Annotated in this window: 17 protein-coding genes; 8 read left to right on the forward strand and 9 right to left on the reverse strand. The window is 67.9% G+C overall.

Annotation, left to right across the window (positions count from 1 at the left end; all coding sequences use genetic code 11):
- Positions 1 to 11: 11 nt before the first annotated feature.
- The 5 genes from KPB06_RS25905 to KPB06_RS25925 all read right to left on the reverse strand — a co-directional run bounded on the left by KPB06_RS25905 (position 12) and on the right by KPB06_RS25925 (position 6,675).
- Positions 12 to 623 carry an ankyrin repeat domain-containing protein gene (locus KPB06_RS25905; RefSeq protein WP_226223784.1) on the reverse strand — a complete coding sequence of 204 codons (612 nt, stop codon included), beginning with the start codon at positions 621 to 623 and terminating at the stop codon, positions 12 to 14.
- A 77-nt stretch (positions 624 to 700) separates the two neighbouring features.
- Positions 701 to 2,236 carry a catalase gene (locus KPB06_RS25910; protein ID WP_275905947.1) on the reverse strand — a complete coding sequence of 512 codons (1,536 nt, stop codon included), beginning with the start codon at positions 2,234 to 2,236 and terminating at the stop codon, positions 701 to 703.
- Positions 2,237 to 2,470: 234 nt separating this feature from the next.
- Complete coding sequence (locus KPB06_RS25915; RefSeq protein ID WP_275905946.1) at positions 2,471 to 3,958, reverse strand: efflux transporter outer membrane subunit; 1,488 nt, start codon at positions 3,956 to 3,958, stop codon at positions 2,471 to 2,473.
- Between the two features lie 13 nt (positions 3,959 to 3,971).
- Positions 3,972 to 5,558, reverse strand: a complete 1,587-nt coding sequence (locus KPB06_RS25920) for an MDR family MFS transporter (RefSeq protein WP_059582883.1) — start codon at positions 5,556 to 5,558, stop codon at positions 3,972 to 3,974.
- Entirely contained in the window at positions 5,551 to 6,675 is a 1,125-nt protein-coding gene (locus KPB06_RS25925; protein ID WP_059582880.1) for an HlyD family secretion protein, read from the reverse strand. Before KPB06_RS25925 ends, KPB06_RS25920 begins: the two co-directional genes overlap by 8 nt.
- A 91-nt stretch (positions 6,676 to 6,766) precedes the next feature.
- Here KPB06_RS25925 and KPB06_RS25930 point away from each other — a divergent pair, with 91 nt between their 5' ends.
- Complete coding sequence (locus KPB06_RS25930) at positions 6,767 to 7,603, forward strand: CerR family C-terminal domain-containing protein (protein ID WP_275905945.1); 837 nt, start codon at positions 6,767 to 6,769, stop codon at positions 7,601 to 7,603.
- Positions 7,604 to 7,636: 33 nt separating this feature from the next.
- On the opposite strand, the gene KPB06_RS25935 is transcribed toward KPB06_RS25930, so the two are convergent.
- Together KPB06_RS25935 and KPB06_RS25940 are read right to left on the reverse strand one after the other, a co-directional pair.
- On the reverse strand, positions 7,637 to 10,081 hold the full coding sequence (locus KPB06_RS25935; protein ID WP_275905944.1) for a mechanosensitive ion channel family protein: 2,445 nt from the start codon (positions 10,079 to 10,081) through the stop codon (positions 7,637 to 7,639).
- Positions 10,082 to 10,430: 349 nt separating this feature from the next.
- Positions 10,431 to 11,390: an LLM class oxidoreductase gene (locus KPB06_RS25940; RefSeq protein WP_275905943.1), complete on the reverse strand. Its 960-nt coding sequence runs from the start codon at positions 11,388 to 11,390 to the stop codon at positions 10,431 to 10,433.
- 1,062 nt (positions 11,391 to 12,452) lie between these two features.
- On the opposite strand from KPB06_RS25940, the gene KPB06_RS25945 reads away from it, so the two are divergent.
- The 4 genes from KPB06_RS25945 to KPB06_RS25960 all read left to right on the forward strand — a co-directional run bounded on the left by KPB06_RS25945 (position 12,453) and on the right by KPB06_RS25960 (position 16,045).
- The gene (locus tag KPB06_RS25945) at positions 12,453 to 13,355 is read left to right on the forward strand and encodes an NAD-dependent protein deacetylase (RefSeq protein ID WP_059639149.1); all 903 of its coding nucleotides are present in this window, start codon (positions 12,453 to 12,455) and stop codon (positions 13,353 to 13,355) included.
- Positions 13,352 to 13,993, forward strand: a complete 642-nt coding sequence (locus KPB06_RS25950; RefSeq protein WP_226223752.1) for a DUF938 domain-containing protein — start codon at positions 13,352 to 13,354, stop codon at positions 13,991 to 13,993. Before KPB06_RS25945 ends, KPB06_RS25950 begins: the two co-directional genes overlap by 4 nt.
- Before the next feature lie 97 nt (positions 13,994 to 14,090).
- The gene (gene gndA / locus KPB06_RS25955) at positions 14,091 to 15,503 is read left to right on the forward strand and encodes an NADP-dependent phosphogluconate dehydrogenase (RefSeq protein ID WP_275905942.1); all 1,413 of its coding nucleotides are present in this window, start codon (positions 14,091 to 14,093) and stop codon (positions 15,501 to 15,503) included.
- A 197-nt stretch (positions 15,504 to 15,700) separates the two neighbouring features.
- On the forward strand, positions 15,701 to 16,045 hold the full coding sequence (locus KPB06_RS25960; protein WP_060967751.1) for a DUF4148 domain-containing protein: 345 nt from the start codon (positions 15,701 to 15,703) through the stop codon (positions 16,043 to 16,045).
- A 110-nt stretch (positions 16,046 to 16,155) separates the two neighbouring features.
- Here the strand turns inward: KPB06_RS25960 and KPB06_RS25965 are convergent, their stop codons facing one another.
- Entirely contained in the window at positions 16,156 to 16,476 is a 321-nt protein-coding gene (locus KPB06_RS25965; protein WP_011694691.1) for a hypothetical protein, read from the reverse strand.
- A gap of 414 nt (positions 16,477 to 16,890) precedes the next feature.
- On the opposite strand from KPB06_RS25965, the gene KPB06_RS25970 reads away from it, so the two are divergent.
- On the forward strand, positions 16,891 to 17,625 hold the full coding sequence (locus KPB06_RS25970; RefSeq protein WP_275905941.1) for a peptidoglycan DD-metalloendopeptidase family protein: 735 nt from the start codon (positions 16,891 to 16,893) through the stop codon (positions 17,623 to 17,625).
- A gap of 66 nt (positions 17,626 to 17,691) precedes the next feature.
- Here the strand turns inward: KPB06_RS25970 and KPB06_RS25975 are convergent, their stop codons facing one another.
- Positions 17,692 to 18,330 (reverse strand): Pr6Pr family membrane protein, encoded by a 639-nt coding sequence (locus KPB06_RS25975; protein ID WP_124860666.1) that lies wholly within the window; start codon positions 18,328 to 18,330, stop codon positions 17,692 to 17,694.
- Positions 18,331 to 18,554: 224 nt separating this feature from the next.
- Here KPB06_RS25975 and KPB06_RS25980 point away from each other — a divergent pair, with 224 nt between their 5' ends.
- A complete protein-coding gene (locus tag KPB06_RS25980; protein WP_059582855.1) occupies positions 18,555 to 19,091 on the forward strand; it encodes a cytochrome b in 537 nt (178 codons plus the stop codon).
- 155 nt (positions 19,092 to 19,246) lie between these two features.
- Positions 19,247 to 19,615 (forward strand): DUF2946 domain-containing protein, encoded by a 369-nt coding sequence (locus tag KPB06_RS25985; RefSeq protein ID WP_059639152.1) that lies wholly within the window; start codon positions 19,247 to 19,249, stop codon positions 19,613 to 19,615.
- Positions 19,616 to 19,617 lie beyond the last annotated feature (2 nt).

A 19,617-nucleotide genomic window follows, 5' to 3' on the forward strand; every position in this document is an offset into this window, starting at 1 on the left:
GCGCCGTCGCGCTACGGTCTGGCGCCGGCTTCCCGCAGCGCGTCCGCGGCGTACGTGTTGTCGTGCGTCAGCGCGAGCTGAAGCAGCGACTGGCCGCGCCGGTCGACATGGTTCGGATTTGCGCCACGCGCGACGAGCAGCGGAATCAGCTCGAAGCGGTTGAACAGTGTCGCGAAGCCCAACGCGGTTTCGCCGGCGCCGTTGGTCTGGTCGATCGGGCAGCGTGTGTCGATCAGGCGCCGTGCGATGTCGCGCTCGTTCCTGAAGAGCGCGCCCATCAGTGCGGTGTTGCCGTGACGATCGCCGACGCACGCGTCGGCACCGGCCGACAACAGGTAGTCGAGCGCCGCGGGCTGGCCGTCGTACGACGCGAGGATCACGGCCGTATAGCCGTGGCTGTCGGTCGCGTCGACCGGATAGCCGGCCTCGTGCAACGCGCGCAGGATATCGACGCGGCCGACGCGCGCGGCGTCGAACCAGTCGTCGTCATAGCGACGCAGCGCGGCGGGATCGGCCTTGCCGTACGCCGGCTGGTCGGGCAGGTGCGTGCAGCCGGCGAGTGCGGCGAGCGCGAGCGCCGCCGCGGCCGCGCGGATCGCATGGGGAAAGCGTTCGGATCGCATGGGGAAGTCCTGATGAGGTGGCCGGGCCGACGTGCGCGGCGCAATTGCGCACGTCGGCAGCGACCGGCGTCGCGGGATCAGTTGTCGCTCAGCTTCGCCGCGAGCGACTGCACCTGCTGGACGTTCGCGTGAACGGCCTGGGCGAGGCGCGTACCGTAGTCGGCGTCGGCCTTGTAGAAGTACGAGAGCATTGCGTACTGGTTCTGCGCGTTCTTCACCTGGCCGAGGTCGCCGGACAGCGCGGTGACGAGGTCGTCCTTGTCCTGCTGCGACAGGCTGCGGTAGTACTCGCCGGCCTGACGGAACGGCAGCTTCTTGCGGATCGCTTCCTGCTGCGTCGTGCCGCTGAGCGCCATGCGGACCGACTTGTACTGCGGATCCTGCGCGAGCTCGTTCAGCGTCGACGGCTCGTAGTTCACCTCGCCTTTGCGGTCGCCGGCATTCATCGTGCCGTCCTGGTTGTTGTTGACCACCGGCACGACGGGGCGGTTGATCGGCAGATCCATGTAGTTCGCGCCGAGCCGGTACATCTGCGTGTCGGCGTACGCGAACAGGCGATCCTGCAGCATCCGGTCCTCGGACGGCTCGATGCCGGGCACGAGCCGCGACGGCGCGAACGCGGATTCCTCGGTCGACTGGAAGTAGTTGTCGGGCACGCGGTTGAGCGTCATCGTGCCGATCTTGCGTTCAGGCACGCCGGTCCACACTTTCGTGTCGTCGAGCGCGTCGAAATCGAAGCGGTTCAGGTCCTTCGGCGTGAGCACCTGGACGTACAGGTCCCACTTCGGGAAATCACCCTGTTTCAGCGCGCCGTACAGATCGTTCGTCATCATGTTCCAGTCGCGACCGATCGACGCGGCGATCTCTTTCGGGCGCAGGCCGTGCACGCCTTGCTGGCTCTTCCAGTGGAATTTCACGTAGTGCACGTCGCCTTGCGCATTGACGAACTTGAACGCATGCACCGCGAAGCCGTCCATGCGGCGATACGAATCGGGCATGCCCTCGTCCGTGTACAGTCGCGTCAGCATGTGGGTCGCTTCGGGCGTGTGCGCGAAGAAGTCGAACGCGAGGTTCGGATCCTGCACGCCGGTCACGGCGCTCGGCTTGTTCGCGTGCACGAAGTCGGGGAACTTGATGCCGTCGCGAATGAAGAACACCGGCCAGTTGATGCCGACCATGTCCCAGTTGCCCTGCTGCGTATAGAACTTCACCGCGAAGCCGCGCGGGTCGCGCGCCTGCTCCGGCGAGCCGCGATAGCCCATCACGGTGGAGAAGCGCACGAACACCGGCGTGCGGGTGCCCGGCGTGAAGACTTTCGCTTTCGTCAGGTCGGAGATGTCGGCGCTCGGCACGAACTCGCCGAATGCGCCGGTGCCGCGCGCATGCACGACGCGTTCCGGAATGCGTTCGCGATCGAAGCGCTGCAGTTTCTCGATGAGCGCGGAGTCCTGCAGCAGCACCGGGCCGGCGGGGCCGGCCGTCTGCGAATTCTGGTTGTCGCCGACGGGTGCGCCGGTGTCGCGCGTGAGTTCGGCGGCGTATGGGGAAGCGGAGAGTGCCACGCAGATTGCGGCGACTGCGTGCCGCAGCACGCGATGGGAAGACGAGGACATGACGATGGAACTCCTTGATCCGATCGGTGGTGGGGAAGCCGACTGAATTAGAAGAGATCGTCAGACGATTGGCTAATTGATATTCGATATGTCATCGATAGCCGTGGGCACGATGCGGCGCGAACCGTTCGTTGCGCACGAAACGAAGCAGTATTGTTGCGCGCGCAATGAGTTGTTGCCGAATTGTTTCGACGAGCATGATGCATCGGTCGTACATGATTTGCGGCGGCGCCGTCAACCGGCGCCTGTTTGCCATCCGAGCCCGAGGCTCTTCTGCACCGACACGTAGTCCTTGATCAGTTCGGCTTGCCCGGCGATCACGTTCTGCTGCGCGGCTAGCGCTTCGCGTTGCGTATCGAGCAGGTCGATCATCGACGCGACGCCCGCGCGATAGCGCTGGTCCATCAGCGCGCGCGAATGCACGGCCGACGTCTGCACCTTCGTCAACGCGACCACATGTTCGCGCTGATGCCCGTAACGCTGCAACGCGGTGTTGGCATCCTGTAATGCATCGAGCACGGCTTTCTGATAATTCGCTTCCGCTTCGTCGCGCGATGCTTCGGCCGCGCGTACCGCACCGCGCGTGCGTCCGAAGTCGAGAATGTTCCATTGCAGGTACGGCGCGCCGACCCACGTGAAATTCTGCTTGCGCAACAGGTGGCCGGGGTCGGTCGCGCTGAAGCCAAGATCGCCGAGCAGCGTCACCTTCGGGAAATAGTCGGCCACATGCTCGCCGATCTGCGCATTGCTCGACGCGAGCCGGCGTTCGGCCGCGCGAATGTCGGGGCGCTGTTTCAGCAGCGTGGCCGGATCGCCGATCGCGACGCTGCCCGGCAGCGTCGGCAATGCCGCGTCCGGCGTCGACAGCGCGGCGTCAAGCGCGCCCGGCGCGCGGCCCGTCAGGATCGCGAGCCGGTCGAGCGATTCGGTCACCTGGGCATCGAGCGGGATCAGCGAGGCGCGCGTGTTCTCGACCTGCGTCGTCAGGCGCTCGATGTCCGCATCGGCCGCGACGCCGCGCGCGCGGCGCTGCTGCGTGAGTTCGAGCATCTGCTGCTGCAATTGCGCGGTGCGCCGCGACAACGCAAGCCGTTGCTGCTGGTCGCGCAGGTCGACGTACGCATTCGCGACTTCCGCCGCGATCGACACCTGCGTGTCGGCAAGATCGGCATCGACCGCTTCGGCCTGTGCGGATGCGGCTTCGATCGCGCGGCGCGTGCCACCGAACAGATCGATTTCCCAGGTCGCGTCGAAGCCCGCCGAATAGAGTTGCAGCGGCCCCGATCCGCCGAGCGACGGCGACGTGCCGGCCGACTGGCCCGAGTCGTTCGACGGCAGCAGCGAGCCGAGCGCGCCGACGTCCGGTTCGCGCATGCGGATGGCCGCGACGGTGGCCGACGATTTCGGCATTCGCGCGGCGCGCTGTTGCGAGAGCTGCGCGCGTGCCGCGCGCAAGCGCGCCTGCGCCGCGTGCAGATCGGGGTTGTAGACGAGCGCGGCGACGATCAGCTCGTCGAGCTGGCGGTCGTTCAGCGCGTGCCACCACGCGCTCGGCGCGGGCGCGGCGGTGTCGACGCCGGTGGCCGGTGCGCGCACGAAGGTCGGCGCATCCGGTGCGGCGGGCGCGCCGCGGTAGTCGGGGCCGACCGTGCAGCCGGCGAGCAGGCACGCGGCCGCGCACAGGGTGAGCGCGGGGCGGCGGGGCAGGGTGAAGGGTTTCATCGCGTAAGACGGGTCAATGGCCGGACGACATCGGTTGCGGGCCGCGCGGCGTGCGCAGCAGCAGCGCGAGCGGCACGCAGGCGAGCAGCGCGAGGCCGAGCAGATAGAAGGTTTCGGAATAGGTCATCACGACGGCCTGGATCTGGATCTGTTGCGCCAGTTGGCCGAGCGCGCGCATGTTCGAATACGCGAGATCGCCGGTGTGCGCGAACCAGTTGGCCGCATAGGCCGACAGGCGATCCTGCCCGATCAGCGAGTTCGCGCTCACCGATTCGCGCAGCGCGGCCGTATGGAAGGTCGTGCGCCGGTCGATCACGGTGCCGATGATCGCGAGCCCGATCGAGCCGCCGAGGTTGCGCGCCATGTTGTAGAGCCCGGCCGCATCGCCTGAATCCTCGCGCGCGACGGCCGCCATCGACGCCTGGTTGAGCGGCATCATCGCGAGCATCTGCGCGAGGCCGCGGATCAGTTGCGACCACACGAAATCGTGGCCGACGCTCTGCGCGGTCAGGCTGATGTCGAGCATGCAGCTCAGGCAGAACAGCAGCAGCCCCGCGATCACGAGGATGCGGAAATCGACCTTGCCGAGCAGGCGCGGCAGGATCGGCATCACGAGAAAGGCCGGCAGCCCCGACAGCAGCATGATCGCGCCGGCCTGTTCCGCGTTGTAGCCGGCGACGATCGCGAGGAACTGCGGCAGCAGGTAGGACACGCCGTACAGCCCGGCGCCGACCGCGGACACGATCACGATCACGCTCGCGTAGCGCGGGTTGCGCATCAGCGACAGCCGCATGATCGGCCGCTTCGCGAAGCGTTGCGACAGCGCGATCAGGATCATCCCGACGAACGACACGACGCTCAGCGTGACGATCATCTGCGATTCGAACCAGCGCTCGCGCTGGCCTTCCTCGAGCACGACGGTCAGCGAGCTCAGGCCGATCGCGAGGCCGAAGATGCCCAGCCAGTCCGCGTTGAAGAATGCGCTCCATTGCGGGCGGTCCGACGGCAGCCCGAACACCAGCAGCGCCATCAGCAGCAGGCATACGGGCAGGTTCAGGAAGAAACACCAGCTCCAGTTCACGTTTTCCGCGAGCCAGCCGCCGAGCACCGGGCCGAACAGCGGCCCGAGCAGCACGATCAGGCCGAACAGCGTCATCCCGACCGGCAACTGCGACAGCGGCAATCGCGTGCGGATGATCGTCTGCGCGGTCGGGATCAGCGCGCCGCCGGTGAAGCCCTGGCCGATCCGGCCGGCGATCATCATCGGCAGCGAATGCGACCAGCCGCACATCATCGAGAACGCGATGAACAGCGCGGAGTTCGTCAGCAGGAAATTGCGCAGCCCGAACACGCGCGTGAGCCACGCGGCGAGCGGGATCATCACGATTTCCGACATCAGGTAGCCGGTCGAGATCCACGTGCCTTCGGTGCCGGTCGCGCCGATTTCGCCCTGGATCTGCGGCAGCGCGGAGTTCGTGATCGAGATGTCGAGCGTCGCCATCAGCGCGCCGAGCGCGCCGGCCGCGACCGCGATCCAGTCGGTCACGCTCGCGCGGCCCTCGTGCGGCGGCATGGGTATCGTGGCGGACGTATCAGCCATGATGCGTCTCGTCGCGGGCCGAGCGCGTATCGACGTCGACCGTCACCGACAGCCCGGGCAACAGCATGCGCTGCGCGCGGGCATCCGCGGCGAGACGGATGCGCACCGGCACGCGCTGGACGATCTTCGTGAAGTTGCCGGTCGCGTTCTCGGGCGGCAGCAGCGCGAACTGCGCGCCGGTGCCGGGTGCGAAGCTGTCGACGACGCCGGACAGCGGGCCGTCCGGCAGCGCGTCGACATGCAGCTCGACGGGCTGGCCGATGCGCATGTTGCCGATCTGCGTTTCCTTGAAGTTCGCGACGAGATAGATCGAGTCGACCGGCACGACGGTCAGCAGACGCGTGCCGGGCTGCACGTATTGACCGACGCGCACCGTGCGATCGCCGACGCGGCCCGCGAGCGTGCTGCGCACGATCGTGTTGTCGAGGTCGAGTTGCGCCTGTGCGGCGCTGGCCTGCGCGGCCTCGAGCTGCGCGCGCGCCTGCTGGAGCTGTGCGGTGAACGACGCGATCTGCGTGCGGGCGGCGGCGATCGACGCGTTGTTCGCGGCGAGCGTCGCCGCCGCCTGGTCGCGCGTGCTTTTCAGGTCGGCCACGCGTTCGTGCGTCTCGGCGCCCGTCGCCGCGAGCGGCGCGTAGCGCGTGTACTCGTCGCTTGCGTGCTGCGCGTTGATGCGCGATACCTTCGCCTGCGCTTCGGCCTGCTCGAGATTCGCGCGCTGCTGGCTGATGTCGGCTTCGGCGCGCGCGATATCGGCGCGGCGGGCGTCGACGGTAGCGAGCGCCTGCGCGAGCGCGACCTGATACTGGCGCACGTCGAGCCGCACGAGCGGATCGCCGGCCTTCACGGGCTGGTTGTCGCGTACATAGACGTCGGTCACGTAGCCGGCGACCTTCGGCGCGGCGGTCATGCTGTCCGCTTGCAGATACGCGTCGTTGGTGCTCTCGATGAAGCGGCCGACCGTCCACCAGCGGCCGAGCCAGACCGCGCCGCCGACGGCCGCGAGCACGGCGACCGCGAGCAGGATGCGCCGCCTTCTCCCGCCGTTTCCGTTGCGGGGCGTTGTTCCGTTTTCCTGACGATCTGCTTTCTGTGGCGGGTCTTGTGGCGTCGACATGCTGAGTCCAATTTATTCCAAGTGGAAGAATTATTCCAGTTGATAAAATTGTGTCAAGTAGAATGTCGATCGATCGAATGACGAGGAAGGCATGAACGAAGCGAAGAAGCTGCGCCGCACGTCGGCGGGCGGCTACGCGCGCGGCGACGAAACGCGCCAGCGGATCATCGAGGCGGCGCTCGAACTGTTCGGCGAACGCGGGTTCGCGGGCGCGTCGACGCGCGAGATCGCCGCGAGGGCGGGCGTGAACGCGCCGGCGCTCCAGTACTACTTCGAGAACAAGGAAGGCGTGTACCGCGCGTGCGTCGAGACGATCGCCGAGCACGGCTGGGCGGTGTTCGCGCCGGCGGTCGGCCATGCGCGGGCGATGCTCGACACGGACGCGAGCGTCGACGAGCTGATCGATGCGTTCGTCGGGCTGCTGCGCGCGCTGTCGGACCGGATGTTCACCGCACCGAAGACGATGAACCAGCGGATGTTCTTCGCGCGCGAGCAGGGCGGACAGGAACCGGCGAGCGCGAGCGAGATCCTGATGACGCGCATGCGCAAGCCGCTGAACGACGTGAGCGCCGAGCTGATCGGCCGCATTTCGGGGCGGCCGGCCGACGATCCCGTCACGCGGTTGCGCGCGCTGAGCCTGTTCGGCCAGATCACGGTGTTCCACATCGCGCAGCGTTCGGCGCTGCAGTTGCTCGAATGGGACGCGTTCGAGGGCGAGCGTGCGGCGCTGGTAACCGACACGATTGCCGAGCAGACGCGCGTGCTGCTCGAGCAATGGCATGCGCAGCGCGATGCGGGTGCCGCTGGCCCGGCAACCGCTGCGAAGCGCGGGCAGCGTGCCGCGGCGAAACCACGTGCCGCGAAGCCGGGGGCGGTACCCCCCGCCGCGAAAAGCACGGCGGGCGTGAAGAAGCCTGCCGCGCGTTGAGCGCGGCCGGTCGCCGGCCCCGGGCGAGCGCGATCAGCCCGGCTTGCGCTCTGCTCCGTCGGGCGACGGCGGCCGGGCTGCCGCTTCGGCGACATTTCGCGTGTCGGGGCGCGCGTCGTTCTCATCGTTGCCGGCAGGCCGCGATCCATCCGCATAGGCTACGACGCTGCGCTGCGGATTGGCGATCCGGATCCCGCGTTCGCGGAACGTTTCCGCGATCCGCCGGTTGAATTCGCGCTGAACGCTCCAGCGCGCCGAGTCCGTGCACTGGATCTGCCCGGCCAGCGCGAGCGCCGCGCCATCGACCTGATCGATACCCCAGTAGCTGAAATCCGACAGGATGCCGTCTTGGTATTTCGGATCGTCGCGCAACGCGGCGCCGATTTCCTTCAGCGTCGCGATCGCGCGGTCGATGTCCTCGCCGTACGCGATGCTGACCTTGACGGCCGCGTTGCCGAGCCCGCGATTCGTGTTGTTGACGGTCGTCACCGAGCTGAACGGGATCGTGTACAGCGACCCGTCGCCGGCGCGCAGCCGCACGGTGCGGATCGACAGGTATTCGACCGTGCCCGATACGCCGGCGAGCGTGACCCAGTCGCCGACCTGCATCGCGTTTTCCATCAGCAGGAAGATTCCGGTGATGAAGTCCTGCACGAGCTTCTGCGAGCCGAACCCGAGCGCGACGCCGAAGATGCTGGCGCCGGCCAGCAGCGGGCCGACGTTTACGCCGAGTTCACTGAGGCCCGTCAGCACGACGACGAGCGCGATCATCACGAACAGCAGCGAGCGCAGCATCGGCAGCAGCGTGCGCAGCCGCGCCGCGCGCACCAGGTTGCCCTCGCGCGTCCAGCGTTGCAGGCGGCGCTCGATCGCGATGTTGGCCGCTTCCCACACGACGAGCGCGACGATTGCCGCGATCGCGATCGTCACCAGCGCGGACGCGAGGCGGTGGCCGATCGTGCCCGTCTCGAACGCGCGGAAGATCGGCACGCCCCAGATCTGCAGCAGCAGTACGACGGTCACGATGCCGATCGCGCCCGACACGATCTGGCGCAGCAGCGGGTAGTAGCGGTACGCGTGCAGATGAACGAGCGTGCGGTCGTCCTCGCGGCGCTGGAACAGCCGCGCGAGCGCGCCGAACACGACGATCGACACCATTCGCATCACGATCATCACGGCGATCGAGCGGCCCCCGAGCGCGATCAGCACGCGGTAGCCGTTGTGGACGTCGAGCGCCCACACGAACCACAGCGCCATCACGATGAAGACCGAGACAGGCGCCCACGCGTCCGCGAGCGCGTTGGCGACGACGGTGAAGGTCGGCCGATCCGCGCCGGCGGCGCGGATGCGTGCCGCCACCGGCCGGCGGCACTGCAGGATCAGTACCGAGATCATCACGTGCCCGACGAGCGCGACGGCCTTCAGCAGCGCGACATGGCCGGCTTCGGTCAGGCCGAAGTTGGCCGCGATCTCGACGGCCGCCGTGCACGCGCCGACCACGATCACGATCCGCGCGATCGAGCGTTGCGCGAAATCGGCCCATGCGTCGCTGATATGCAGCAGCCGCAACTGCCGCGCATCGGGCTGGAAGAACAGCCGGCTGACGATGGTGACGAGCCGGCAGATCACGTAGATGTCGATCAATGCTTCGAGCGCGGATTCGATCGGCGTGTCCGCTTCATCGAGCAACGACATCGTCAGGCTCGCGACGCCGACGAACACGAGCAGCGGCACCGCGCGCAGCGCGAGACTCACGAGCGCGCGCGGCATCCGGTGCAGCAGCGTGGTGTGTCGGCGTGCGTGGCCTCGGCTTTGCGAGGACGGAGGGGCGTCTGCCGTGCCTGCGGTTGCGGTGTCGAGCGCGGTGGACGTATCGGGCGGCGGCGTGTTGCCCTCGTCCGACGCGGCGGAATCGGACGCCGCGCGGCGCGCGGCCACTGCAGCCAGCGCGCGTCGCAGCAGCCGCTTCGCGAGCCATTCGACGAAGAGCGCGGGCACGAGCACCGCGAGGAGGATCACGAGCGTGTGAGTGAGGTCCGCGCGCTGGTCGGCGCGCACGAGCCTGTCGTGCCACCAGCTTCCCACCGACCCGATATCGAGCAGCGAGCGCAGCGATTCCTGCAGTGCATTGCCGATCTGGACGGCCCAGCGCGATCCCTGGCGAACGAGCATCGATGCGAGCCCGTTCGACGTGAGCGCCGCCGGCGCTGCGGCAGCCGATGCGCCGCTGGCAGGCGCGGCGCTTGCCGGCACGGCGGGCGCGCTCAACGCGCCGACGGCCGCGATGGCGCGCAGCGTCGTTTCGACCTGTGCGCGCTCGCGCGGGTTCTCGAGCACATTCAATGCCTGCCGCGCCTGCTGCGGCGTCAGTGCGGGCTCGGCGCCGGAGGCGGCCGACGCGGCGGCCGGAGCGGGCGCGGCCGCGTGGGCGGCCGAGACGACGGCGGCGAGCAGCCAGCCGAGGAGAAGATGTCGCATGGAGTGGAGAGGCGGGTGCGTATCGTCACGCGGCCCGCCGGGCTGAACGATGGACGGAAGTTAACATGATTGCGACCGGGAGCGAATAGTTCCGTCGCAGACTATTCGGATCGGGTATGAGCGGGGCTGTGCGGGCGCTGGCGGTGCATGTCCGCAAGCCATGTACCTGATACCTGATGCAGGCTGCCGCCGTCCGGCATCGGCGGGAACGTCCCGCTTTCCCGATCGCAGGGGGGCCGCCTGTAACGCGTGTCTTTCGATGCCGGCTCGCGATGCGTTGCCCGGCGAGCGTTCGTCCGGCCGCGACCCACGCTCGCATCGCGTCATCTGAATTTGGATTCCTGATGAATCACGCTTGCTCGTCGTGAAATACCGGCAGGACATGTTCGGCGATTTCTTCGATGACATCGCGCACGGGCCGGTCCGATCCGAGGTTCAGCGTGACATGGTGCGTACCTGCCGCACGCATGTCCCGCAGGATATCGACCAATGCGCGGCGCCCGGTTGCATAACCGAGCGGCAGCGCGGTGGCGGGCGTATCCGGACGGGCGGCGAGGTCGAGCCGCATCGCGACGCCGAACGCGCGAAATGCCGGCGAGGCGAGCCGGTCGACCGCCGCGCGCCACATCGAATAGCGGGCGCGCTGCGTTTCCGGATCGCGGTGATACGTCATCCAGCCGATCGAATGCCGTGCGATCCAGTCCACGCTCTGTCCGCCCGAGCCGACCGCAAGCATCGGCACCGCGTCGGCGCTGCGCGGCAGCAGCGTGAATTCGGGCGCATCGGGCGGCGCTTCGTCCGGCCGCACGCGCGACGGCACGCCGAGTGCGGCCGCGACGACGTCCCAGTGCGCGCGATAGCGGTCGCGCCGCGTTTCCGCGTCGACGCCGAACGCCGCATATTCGGGCGGCCGGTCGCCGGAGCCGAGCCCGAGGATGAAGCGCCCGCCCGACAGCGTCGCGACCGACAGCGCGCCTTTGGCGATATGCAGCGGATGACGCAGCGGCAGCACGATCGCGCCGCTGGCGAGTGCGATCCGGCGGGTGCGCGCCGCAAGCGCGCCGAGGAGCACCCACGGGTCGAGGTGGCCGACCGGGTCGGGATAATCTGCGCTGTTCAGCGGCACGTCGCGAATCCACAGCGCGCGAAAGCCGAGCGAATCGGCCCGCGCCGCGAGTTCGAGCTGTTCGTTGAAGTCCGCGACGACATGGCCGCTGCGCAGGAGCGGAAGCGTGAGGCCGATCGACAGCCGCCCGGCCGAAAACACGGGATGCGCGACGTCGGGGTGGGCGGCAGCAAGTGCGGTCATGGCGGGTCCTTGGAGGCGAGGCGGCGGGAACGCGCGGCGTTCCCTATGTAAAGAGACTCTAGCGTGTTTGCGCGACGGACGAGCGGGACGGCCAAGCTCGCGCTATCCGGCCCGCGGGGGGCGTGCCGCGCGGCGCCAAACGTCGGGCGATCTCAAGGCGATCGTAAGGTAATCGACCGCCCGGCTCGGAGGCCGCACGACGACGCCCGGCGGGCCCGGCGATGCGTTTCAGTTTCGAAACGTTCGCGCTTTCTGGCGGGGTGCGATGCTTGTTCGCGGTCTTGCAGGTGCCCGCGAGGCCTTGCGGCATGAAGCATGGTGCGCTCCTTGCATGGTTGTATGTGCCGTGAGCGCGATCGCGGGCGAAGTCGATCCCGGCAATCGCTTCAGTGGGTCGGATGTATCGGAGACGGGGACAAGAGAATGAAAAAAGACCGAAACGCAACGAATCGTGTTGCAAACATGAATCGCCGACCTGCCAGGGTAGTCGCTTCGCCGTTGATGACGGCGACGTGAACGAGCGGCTTTCCGTTTCATCCGGGCAATCGGGTTCGTTCTGAACGACGGCGTGCATGCGTGACGCACGAGGCCGACCAGTGCCGCTCGGCCGTCGACGATGAACAGCGACGCAGGCGGATGGCCGCAGCCTGGATCCCGGAATCGTCATGCCATGGCGCCACGCACGTCGTCGCGCGGCGAATGCATTTGCACGCCGGGCATCGTGTCGGCGTGACGAGCCAGCCGAACAGGATCGAATCGGGAAAGCCGGTGACGCGCCGATGTGCGCGGCAGCGCGGAACACGAAGTCCGGGGAACGTCCGTCGATCGCGGTACGACGGGCGTCGCAACATTGTGCTGTCAGTTGATCCACTACCCCGATGGATCAATTGTTGAAGCGCCCGTCGCCGAGCGGCGATGGGCGTCTTTTTGCGGGTTTTTCGTGCCCCGGCTTACCGCGGCGGCGGCCCACCCGATCGCGCGGCGTTCTGTATCATGTGCTGGCATGCGTGGCCAGCCCGTGCGGGCGCACGGCCTGCCGGCACGACCGATCACGTTGCCAACATGAACGATAAAGCCTTGCCCGATTCCTCCCTCGCCGACGTCGATCCGGCCGCGCTCGATGCGCTGCACACGTTCGTCGAGCGTCATCCGCGCCTGCTCGTGCTGACCGGCGCGGGCATCAGCACCGATTCCGGCATTCCCGGCTACCGCGACCGCAACGGCCAATGGATGCGCTCGCCGCCGATCCAGCTCCAGGAATTCCTCGGCTCCGATGCCGCGCGGCGCCGCTACTGGGCGCGCAGCATGATCGGCTGGCCGGTCGTCGGGCGCGCGCGGCCGAACGGGTCGCATGTCGCGCTGGCGCGGCTCGGCGGCGCGGGCCGGATCGAGCGCCTCGTCACGCAGAACGTCGACGGCCTGCATCAGCGCGCGGGCAGCGACGACGTGATCGAGCTGCACGGCGGCATCAACGGCGTGACCTGCCTCGACTGCGGCGCGCATCACGCACGCGCGACGATCCAGGCCGTGCTCGAAGCCGACAATCCGGATCTGCTAGGCGCGCAGGCCGAGCCGGCCGCGGACGGCGACGCGCATCTCGAATGGGCCGCGCTCGATACGTTCCGCATCCCGGCGTGCCCCGCGTGCGGCGGGCTGCTGAAGCCGGCGGTGGTGTTCTTCGGCGAGAACGTGCCGCGCGAGCGCGTGGCGCTGGCGTCGCAGGCGCTCGATGCGGCCGACGCGCTGCTCGTCGTCGGCTCGTCGCTGATGGTGTATTCCGGCTACCGCTTCTGCGTGTGGGCGCAGGCGCAGCACAAGCCGGTTGCCGCGCTCAATCTCGGCCATACGCGCGCGGACCCGATGCTGACGTTGAAGGTCGAGGCGCACTGCGCCCCCGCGCTCGACGCGCTCGTGGCGCGGCTGGGGCTCGGAAGCAACAGCCACACGACGGAGCATGCATCGTGACGGGCGCCGCTTCCTCGCCCGATCCGTCCGCGCGGCTGTCGGCGCCGGCGGCCGAACGCAATCGCGGGCCGATCCTCGACGTGCTGCGCCGCGTGCTGCCGGCGAGCGGCAGCGTGCTCGAAATCGCGAGCGGCACCGGGCAGCACGTCGTTCACTTCGCGCAGGCGTTGACGGGCCTGCACTGGCAGCCGAGCGATCCCGACGCGCAGGCGCGGCGCTCGATCGCGGCGTGGATCGCGCACACGGGCCTCGCGAACGTCGCCGGCCCGCTGGCGTTCGACGTGCGCGACACGCCGTGGCCGGTCGCGGCGCTCGACGCGATCGTCTGCATCAACATGATCCACATCTCGCCGTGGGCCTGTACGGAAGCGCTGTTCGCGGGCGCGTCGCGCGTGCTGAGGCCGGGCGGCGTGCTGTTCCTGTACGGCCCGTACCGTCGCGAAGGCCGCCATACGGCGCCGTCGAACGCGGCCTTCGACCAGCAGTTGCGCGGCCGCGACCCGTCGTGGGGCGTGCGCGATCTCGAGACGGTGGTCGCGCTCGGGCTCGATCGCGGGCTCGACTGCCGCGAGGTCGTCGAGATGCCGGCGAACAACCTGAGCGTCGTGTTCCGGCGCCTGCCGCACGCGGAGCAATGACACGCAAGCGCGCAGCGCCGCCGGGTTTCCTCTATCCTTTCGCCTGTGCGCGCGGCCCGGCTCGGGTCGCGCCCCGTTTTTTCCGGAGAATTGACTAATGGGCAAACAAGCAATCGGTGTGATCGGGCTCGCGGTGATGGGCCGCAATCTCGCACTCAATATCGAGAGCCGCGGTTACGCGGTATCGGTGTACAACCGCAGCCGCGAGAAAACCGACGAACTGATCGCCGAATTCCCCGGCCGCAATCTGGTGCCGACCCATACGCTCGAGGAATTCGTCGCGTCGCTCGAAACGCCGCGCCGGATCCTGATGATGGTGAAGGCCGGGGAAGCGACCGATGCGACGATCGCATCGCTCAAGCCGCTGCTCGAGAAGGGCGACGTGCTGATCGACGGCGGCAACACGCACTTCACCGACACGATCCGCCGCAACCAGGAACTCGCGCAGTCGGGCCTGCATTTCATCGGCACCGGCGTGTCGGGCGGCGAAGAGGGCGCGCTGCGCGGCCCGTCGATCATGCCCGGCGGCCAGCGCGACGCGTACGACCTCGTCGAGCCGATCCTCAAGCAGATCGCCGCGAAGGCGCCGTCGGACGGCGAGCCGTGCGTCGCGTACATGGGCTCGGACGGCGCGGGCCACTACGTGAAGATGGTCCACAACGGCATCGAATACGGCGACATGCAACTGATCGCCGAGAGCTACTCGGTGCTGAAGGACGTCGCGGGCCTGACCAACGACGAACTCGGCGCCGTGTACACCGAATGGAACCAGGGCGAGCTCGATAGCTACCTGATCGAGATCACGTCGAAGATCTTCGGCAAGAAGGACGAAGAGACCGGCAAGCATCTCGTCGACGTGATCCTCGATCGCGCCGCGCAGAAGGGCACGGGCAAGTGGACGAGCCAGAACGCGCTGGATCTCGGCGTGCCGCTGCCGCTCATCACCGAGTCGGTGTTCGCGCGCGTGCTGTCGTCGCTGAAGACCGAGCGCGTCGCGGCCAGCAAGATCCTGTCGGGCCCGGCCGCCGCGCCGTTCGACGGCGATCGTGCCGCGTTCGTCGAAGCGGTGCGCCGCGCGCTGTATCTGAGCAAGGTGATCTCGTACGCGCAGGGCTTCGCGCAGTTGCGCACGGCGTCGGAAGAATACGGCTGGAACCTCGATCTCGGGACGATCGCGAAGATCTTCCGCGCGGGCTGCATCATCCGCGCGCGCTTCCTGCAGAAGATCACCGACGCATATGCGAAGGATCCGGCGCTCGCGAACCTGCTGCTCGATCCGTATTTCAAGGACATCGCCGCGAACTACCAGACGGCGCTGCGCGACGTCGTGGTGGCCGCGGTGAAGGCCGGCGTGCCGGTTCCCGCCTTCGCATCGGCGGTCGCGTATTTCGACAGCTACCGTTCCGAGCGGCTGCCGGCGAACCTCGTGCAGGCGCAGCGCGACTTCTTCGGCGCGCACACGTTCGAGCGCACCGACAAGCCGGGCAGCTTCCACGCGAACTGGTCGTAACCGGCTTGCGGCGGCATTGTTGCGAAAATCTATTCTTTGAATAGGGTTTCTCTATCCCGGATGCTGACATTGTTGGCTCCGGGGAAACAGTGTTTTCGCTCTTTCATGGTTTTCCCTAGGTGCTGTCGGGACTAAACTCTGTTCCATCGCTGCAGACATGGTGTGTGCGGCGGAGCAAAAAAATCCCGGAGGTAATCATGAAATCGCTGATCGCAACGTTCGCTGCTGCTGCTGTCCTCGCCGTCCCCGCCGTCTCGTTCGCCCAACAAAACGCGCCCGTCACCCGTGCCCAGGTGAAGGCCGAGCTGGTCCAGCTGCAACAGGCCGGCTACAAGCTGGGCAGCGACCGGACGAACTACCCGGAAGGCATCCAGGCTGCTGAAGCCCGCGTGAACCCGCAACAGAACGTCGCCGCGGCCGACACGACCGGCTACGGTGCGCAACCGGCCGCCGGCCAGGAATCGGGCGCGCCGGCTCCGGCCAAGACCGGCTGGCAAGTCAAGCGCATCTCGGACGGCGCACCGGTCTACAAGGGTCGTTAATGGTTCGGCCACGCTGGCGACCGCATCCGACCCTCTGTCGTACAAAAGCCCGTCGTACCGCATAGCGGTACGGCGGGTTTTTTCATTGGCGGCGCGCGATGCGCGGCCGTTCAGTGCAGCGGGCGCCTGCCGCGCCCGATATCGCGGAACAGCGCTTCGGCCGGTTCCAGTACCTGCAGCCACGTTTCGTCGTAACCGCTCAGCGTATCGAGCGCGTCGCGCAGCCGCTCGATCGCGAGGACCGGCAGCTCGACGCTGTGGCGCGTGGCGCCGGTCAAATGCGTGACGCTCGCCAACTGGACGAGCGCATCGGCCGCTTCGGCGACGTCGGTCGCGAACAACAGGTGCCGGTTGAGCAATTCGACCAGACCGCTGGAACCGGCGAAATCGTCGGCGTCGAGCTGCACGGAGAGAAACGTCGCGTTGTTCATTGTCATCCTCGTCGTTGTCGTTGGATTCGCGCTGCGCATCACCGAGTATAGGCGGGGATCGAAGCGGACAATATGACGGCACCGAGACCGCTGGCAAGGGCGGCCGCGCCAGCGAAAAACCCCCAAAGCGCCCGCCGGCACGGCCCGCAGGCGACCGGCGCCCCCCGTGCGACGCCGCAAGATTGTTTCCGGGTCGGGCAACTGTCGGGGCCTTGACCGCGACAAATGGTATCTTTGCCGATCGGGACGACGCGAAAAAGGGGCCGGTGAGCTCATTCGCGTCGACGTTCCGCTGTGGAAACTGACGGCCGCGCAAGCGGTCGGATACTGATTGATCCGGCCGTTCGGCCGGACATCGTGCGTCGCGCGCCGGAGGGCGGTGGGCGGCGCAACGACGCAAATCCGGGAGGACCCTTGAGAGAAACTATTCCCATCCACGACACGCTCACGCGCTGGCTGCCACAGGCGGCGCTCGTTGCCGCGGCCATCGCGCTGACGGGTTGCACGATGACGCCGTGGACCGACAACTGGCAGCCCGCCCGCCAGCCGGCGCCCACGTCGGCGGCAACGCCGGGCGTGATCGCCGGCTATTACCGCGTGAACCCGGGCGATACGCTGGCGGGCATCGCGAACGCCTACGGGCAGCGCGTGCAGGACGTCGCCAGCTGGAACCACATGGCGCCCACCGATGCCGTGTCGCCCGGCCAGGTGCTGCGGGTCGCGCCGCCGCCGGCTGCGACCTCGTACGGGCAGCCGCCCGCGTCGGCCGCCCAGCCGGGCTCGCTCGCATGGCCGGCCACGGGTGTCGTCGCGACGCCGTTCTCGGCCGGCAAGACGCGCGGCGTCGTGATCGCCGCATCCGGGCCCGACCGTTCGGTGCGGGCCGCGGCGAACGGGCGCGTGGTGTATGCCGGCTCCGGCGTCCAGGCGTACGGTCCGCTCGTGATCCTGAAGCACGACAACGGGCTCATCACGGCCTACGGGCACAACGGCAAGCTGCTCGTCAACGAAGGCGACGCGGTGCGCCAGGGTCAGCCGGTCGCCGAAATGGGCACCGACGCGAGCGGTCGTTCGACGTTCGAGTTCGAAGTCCGCCAGAACGGCAAGGTCGTCGATCCGATGAACTTCCTGCCGCGCAACGGCCGCTGATCGCCCGCATCGCCACGTGTGCGCCGGGCGGCGCACACGTTCCCGCTTCTTTCCTCTTTTCCGTCTTCATCCTTCCTTAAGCGTCGCGCTGCCAGACTGTCTCGCATGATTGCCGAGCCAGCAAATGCCCAGCGCGAGCGCCGCCGCGCCGAGCGCGATCATCGAACACTGGATCGCGACCGGCAGGTACCCGTGCGGCCGCGGATCGACGAACGGATACGGATACCAGTCCTCCACCGCGCCGCGCACGAGCGTATAGCCGAGATAGACGACCGGAAAGCCGAGCCACGCGAACGCACTGCGGCGCGGAATCGGCGAGCGCGGTTCGACATACAGCCAGTCGCACAGCACCACGAGCGGCACGATCCGGTGCAGCACCCAGTTGTTGAACGCCGGCGTGACGTGGCGGAGCGCATCGAGCCGCGCGAGCAGCAGCTCGTAGACGATCGCGGTGATCAGCACGTACAGCACCGCCGCGCCGCGCATCGATTCGTAGCGGGCGGAGCCGGGGCGCGCGATGCGCGACAGCCCCGCGGCCAGCATCGCGGCCGCGTAGAGGCTGCTCAGTTGCGTGAAGTAGCTGAGGTAGTTGCCGAGATGAAAGTCCGGCAGGCGCCAGTAGTCGGCGACGCTGTGCAGCGTGGTGGACACCGCGAGCAACGCGGCGATTAGCCGGTAGGCCGCAACGAAGAACGCCTTGCTCATGATGCCCGCGCGCCGTCGCACCAAAGCTTCATCGTGCCACAGCCGCCCGGGCGCGCGATGCGGATTTTCCATAGGGCGGCCATTGTGCGGCGCGCGTCGACGATGGATCGGATATTTGACCGCGTCGTGCAAAGCCGGACACCCGTGCGGCTACAATCGTCACAGCTTTGCCGGGCGCAGGCCGGTGGCCGGCGCCTCTCCCCGAATACGACACGAGACGAAGCATGAAAAACATCCTCGCGAAACAGACGCGCTACAGCTCGCCCGCGATCTTCTTCCACTGGGCCGTCTTCCTGCTGGTCGCGCTCGCCTATCTGGCCATCGAGATCCGCGGACCGAAGGGCAGCGATAGCCGCGCGTTCTGGATGAACGTGCATGTGACGGCCGGTACGTGCGTCCTCGTGCTGTCGGTGCTGCGCGTACTGTGGCGCGTCGTCAGCCGCGTGCCGGAACCGGTTGCGCAGGCGGCGCTGCTGCGCTGGCTGTCGAAGCTCGCGCATTTCGCGCTTTATGCGTTCATCATCGCGCAGCCGCTGCTCGGCATCATGACGATCAACATGGGCGGCAAGCCGGTGTCGCTCGACTGGCTCGGCGTGTCGTTTACGCTGTTCGGCCCCGACAAGGCGCTGCGGCCGACGATCAAGGAAGCGCACGAGCTGATCGGCAACGCGTTCTACTTCGTGATCGGTCTGCATGCGCTGGCCGCGCTCTATCATCACTTCATCCGGCGCGACGACGTGTTGCGGCGCATGGCGCCCTGATCATCCGCCGCCGGCGCGCACCGCATGCGGGGGGCGCATGGTTGTGTTGACAACCATGCGCCCCCGGTTCGTTTACGGTCGTCCGCACTGGTCATCACGTTGAACATTCTGTAACATCTCGGCTGTTTTTACGTTCCGCTTACGCGTCGCCGTCCATGCTGTACCGACATCGTCACCTGACTGCCTGGCTTGGCCTGCTCGCGATCTGGATCGCGATCGCGGCGCCGCTGGTGTCGCAGTGGCGTATCGCGCAGGCGGCCACGCCCGAGGCGATCGTCTGCAGTACCGAGCATGGTGCGCATCGTTCATCCGGTGCGGGCGGCGTGCACGATCATGCGCTGCATCTCGACGCGTGCGGCTACTGCGCTTTCTTCGCGCATAGCCCGGCGATCGGCGCGCCTGCCGCCGCATCGGTCGAATCCATTCCCGTCGTTTCCGTTGCCGCCGCCGCGTCGCCTGCCGTCGCGGCGCACAGCGACCGCTATCCGCGCGCCTATCCGCGCGCACCGCCCGAGCGCGCCTGACG

The organism is Burkholderia semiarida, assembly GCF_029268935.1.
Lineage (GTDB): Bacteria > Pseudomonadota > Gammaproteobacteria > Burkholderiales > Burkholderiaceae > Burkholderia > Burkholderia semiarida.

Excerpts from the sequence above, each read along its gene's own strand:
- KPB06_RS25905 (WP_226223784.1), bottom strand. The coding sequence starts at position 623 with ATGCGATCCGAACGCTTTCCCCATGCGATCCGCGCGGCCGCGGCGGCG.
- KPB06_RS25910 (WP_275905947.1), bottom strand. The coding sequence starts at position 2,236 with ATGTCCTCGTCTTCCCATCGCGTGCTGCGGCACGCAGTCGCCGCAATC.
- KPB06_RS25915 (WP_275905946.1), bottom strand. The coding sequence starts at position 3,958 with ATGAAACCCTTCACCCTGCCCCGCCGCCCCGCGCTCACCCTGTGCGCG.
- KPB06_RS25920 (WP_059582883.1), bottom strand. The coding sequence starts at position 5,558 with ATGGCTGATACGTCCGCCACGATACCCATGCCGCCGCACGAGGGCCGC.
- KPB06_RS25925 (WP_059582880.1), bottom strand. The coding sequence starts at position 6,675 with ATGTCGACGCCACAAGACCCGCCACAGAAAGCAGATCGTCAGGAAAAC.
- KPB06_RS25930 (WP_275905945.1), top strand. The coding sequence starts at position 6,767 with ATGAACGAAGCGAAGAAGCTGCGCCGCACGTCGGCGGGCGGCTACGCG.
- KPB06_RS25935 (WP_275905944.1), bottom strand. The coding sequence starts at position 10,081 with ATGCGACATCTTCTCCTCGGCTGGCTGCTCGCCGCCGTCGTCTCGGCC.
- KPB06_RS25940 (WP_275905943.1), bottom strand. The coding sequence starts at position 11,390 with ATGACCGCACTTGCTGCCGCCCACCCCGACGTCGCGCATCCCGTGTTT.
- KPB06_RS25945 (WP_059639149.1), top strand. The coding sequence starts at position 12,453 with ATGAACGATAAAGCCTTGCCCGATTCCTCCCTCGCCGACGTCGATCCG.
- gndA (WP_275905942.1), top strand. The coding sequence starts at position 14,091 with ATGGGCAAACAAGCAATCGGTGTGATCGGGCTCGCGGTGATGGGCCGC.
- KPB06_RS25960 (WP_060967751.1), top strand. The coding sequence starts at position 15,701 with ATGAAATCGCTGATCGCAACGTTCGCTGCTGCTGCTGTCCTCGCCGTC.
- KPB06_RS25965 (WP_011694691.1), bottom strand. The coding sequence starts at position 16,476 with ATGAACAACGCGACGTTTCTCTCCGTGCAGCTCGACGCCGACGATTTC.
- KPB06_RS25975 (WP_124860666.1), bottom strand. The coding sequence starts at position 18,330 with ATGAGCAAGGCGTTCTTCGTTGCGGCCTACCGGCTAATCGCCGCGTTG.
- KPB06_RS25980 (WP_059582855.1), top strand. The coding sequence starts at position 18,555 with ATGAAAAACATCCTCGCGAAACAGACGCGCTACAGCTCGCCCGCGATC.
- KPB06_RS25985 (WP_059639152.1), top strand. The coding sequence starts at position 19,247 with ATGCTGTACCGACATCGTCACCTGACTGCCTGGCTTGGCCTGCTCGCG.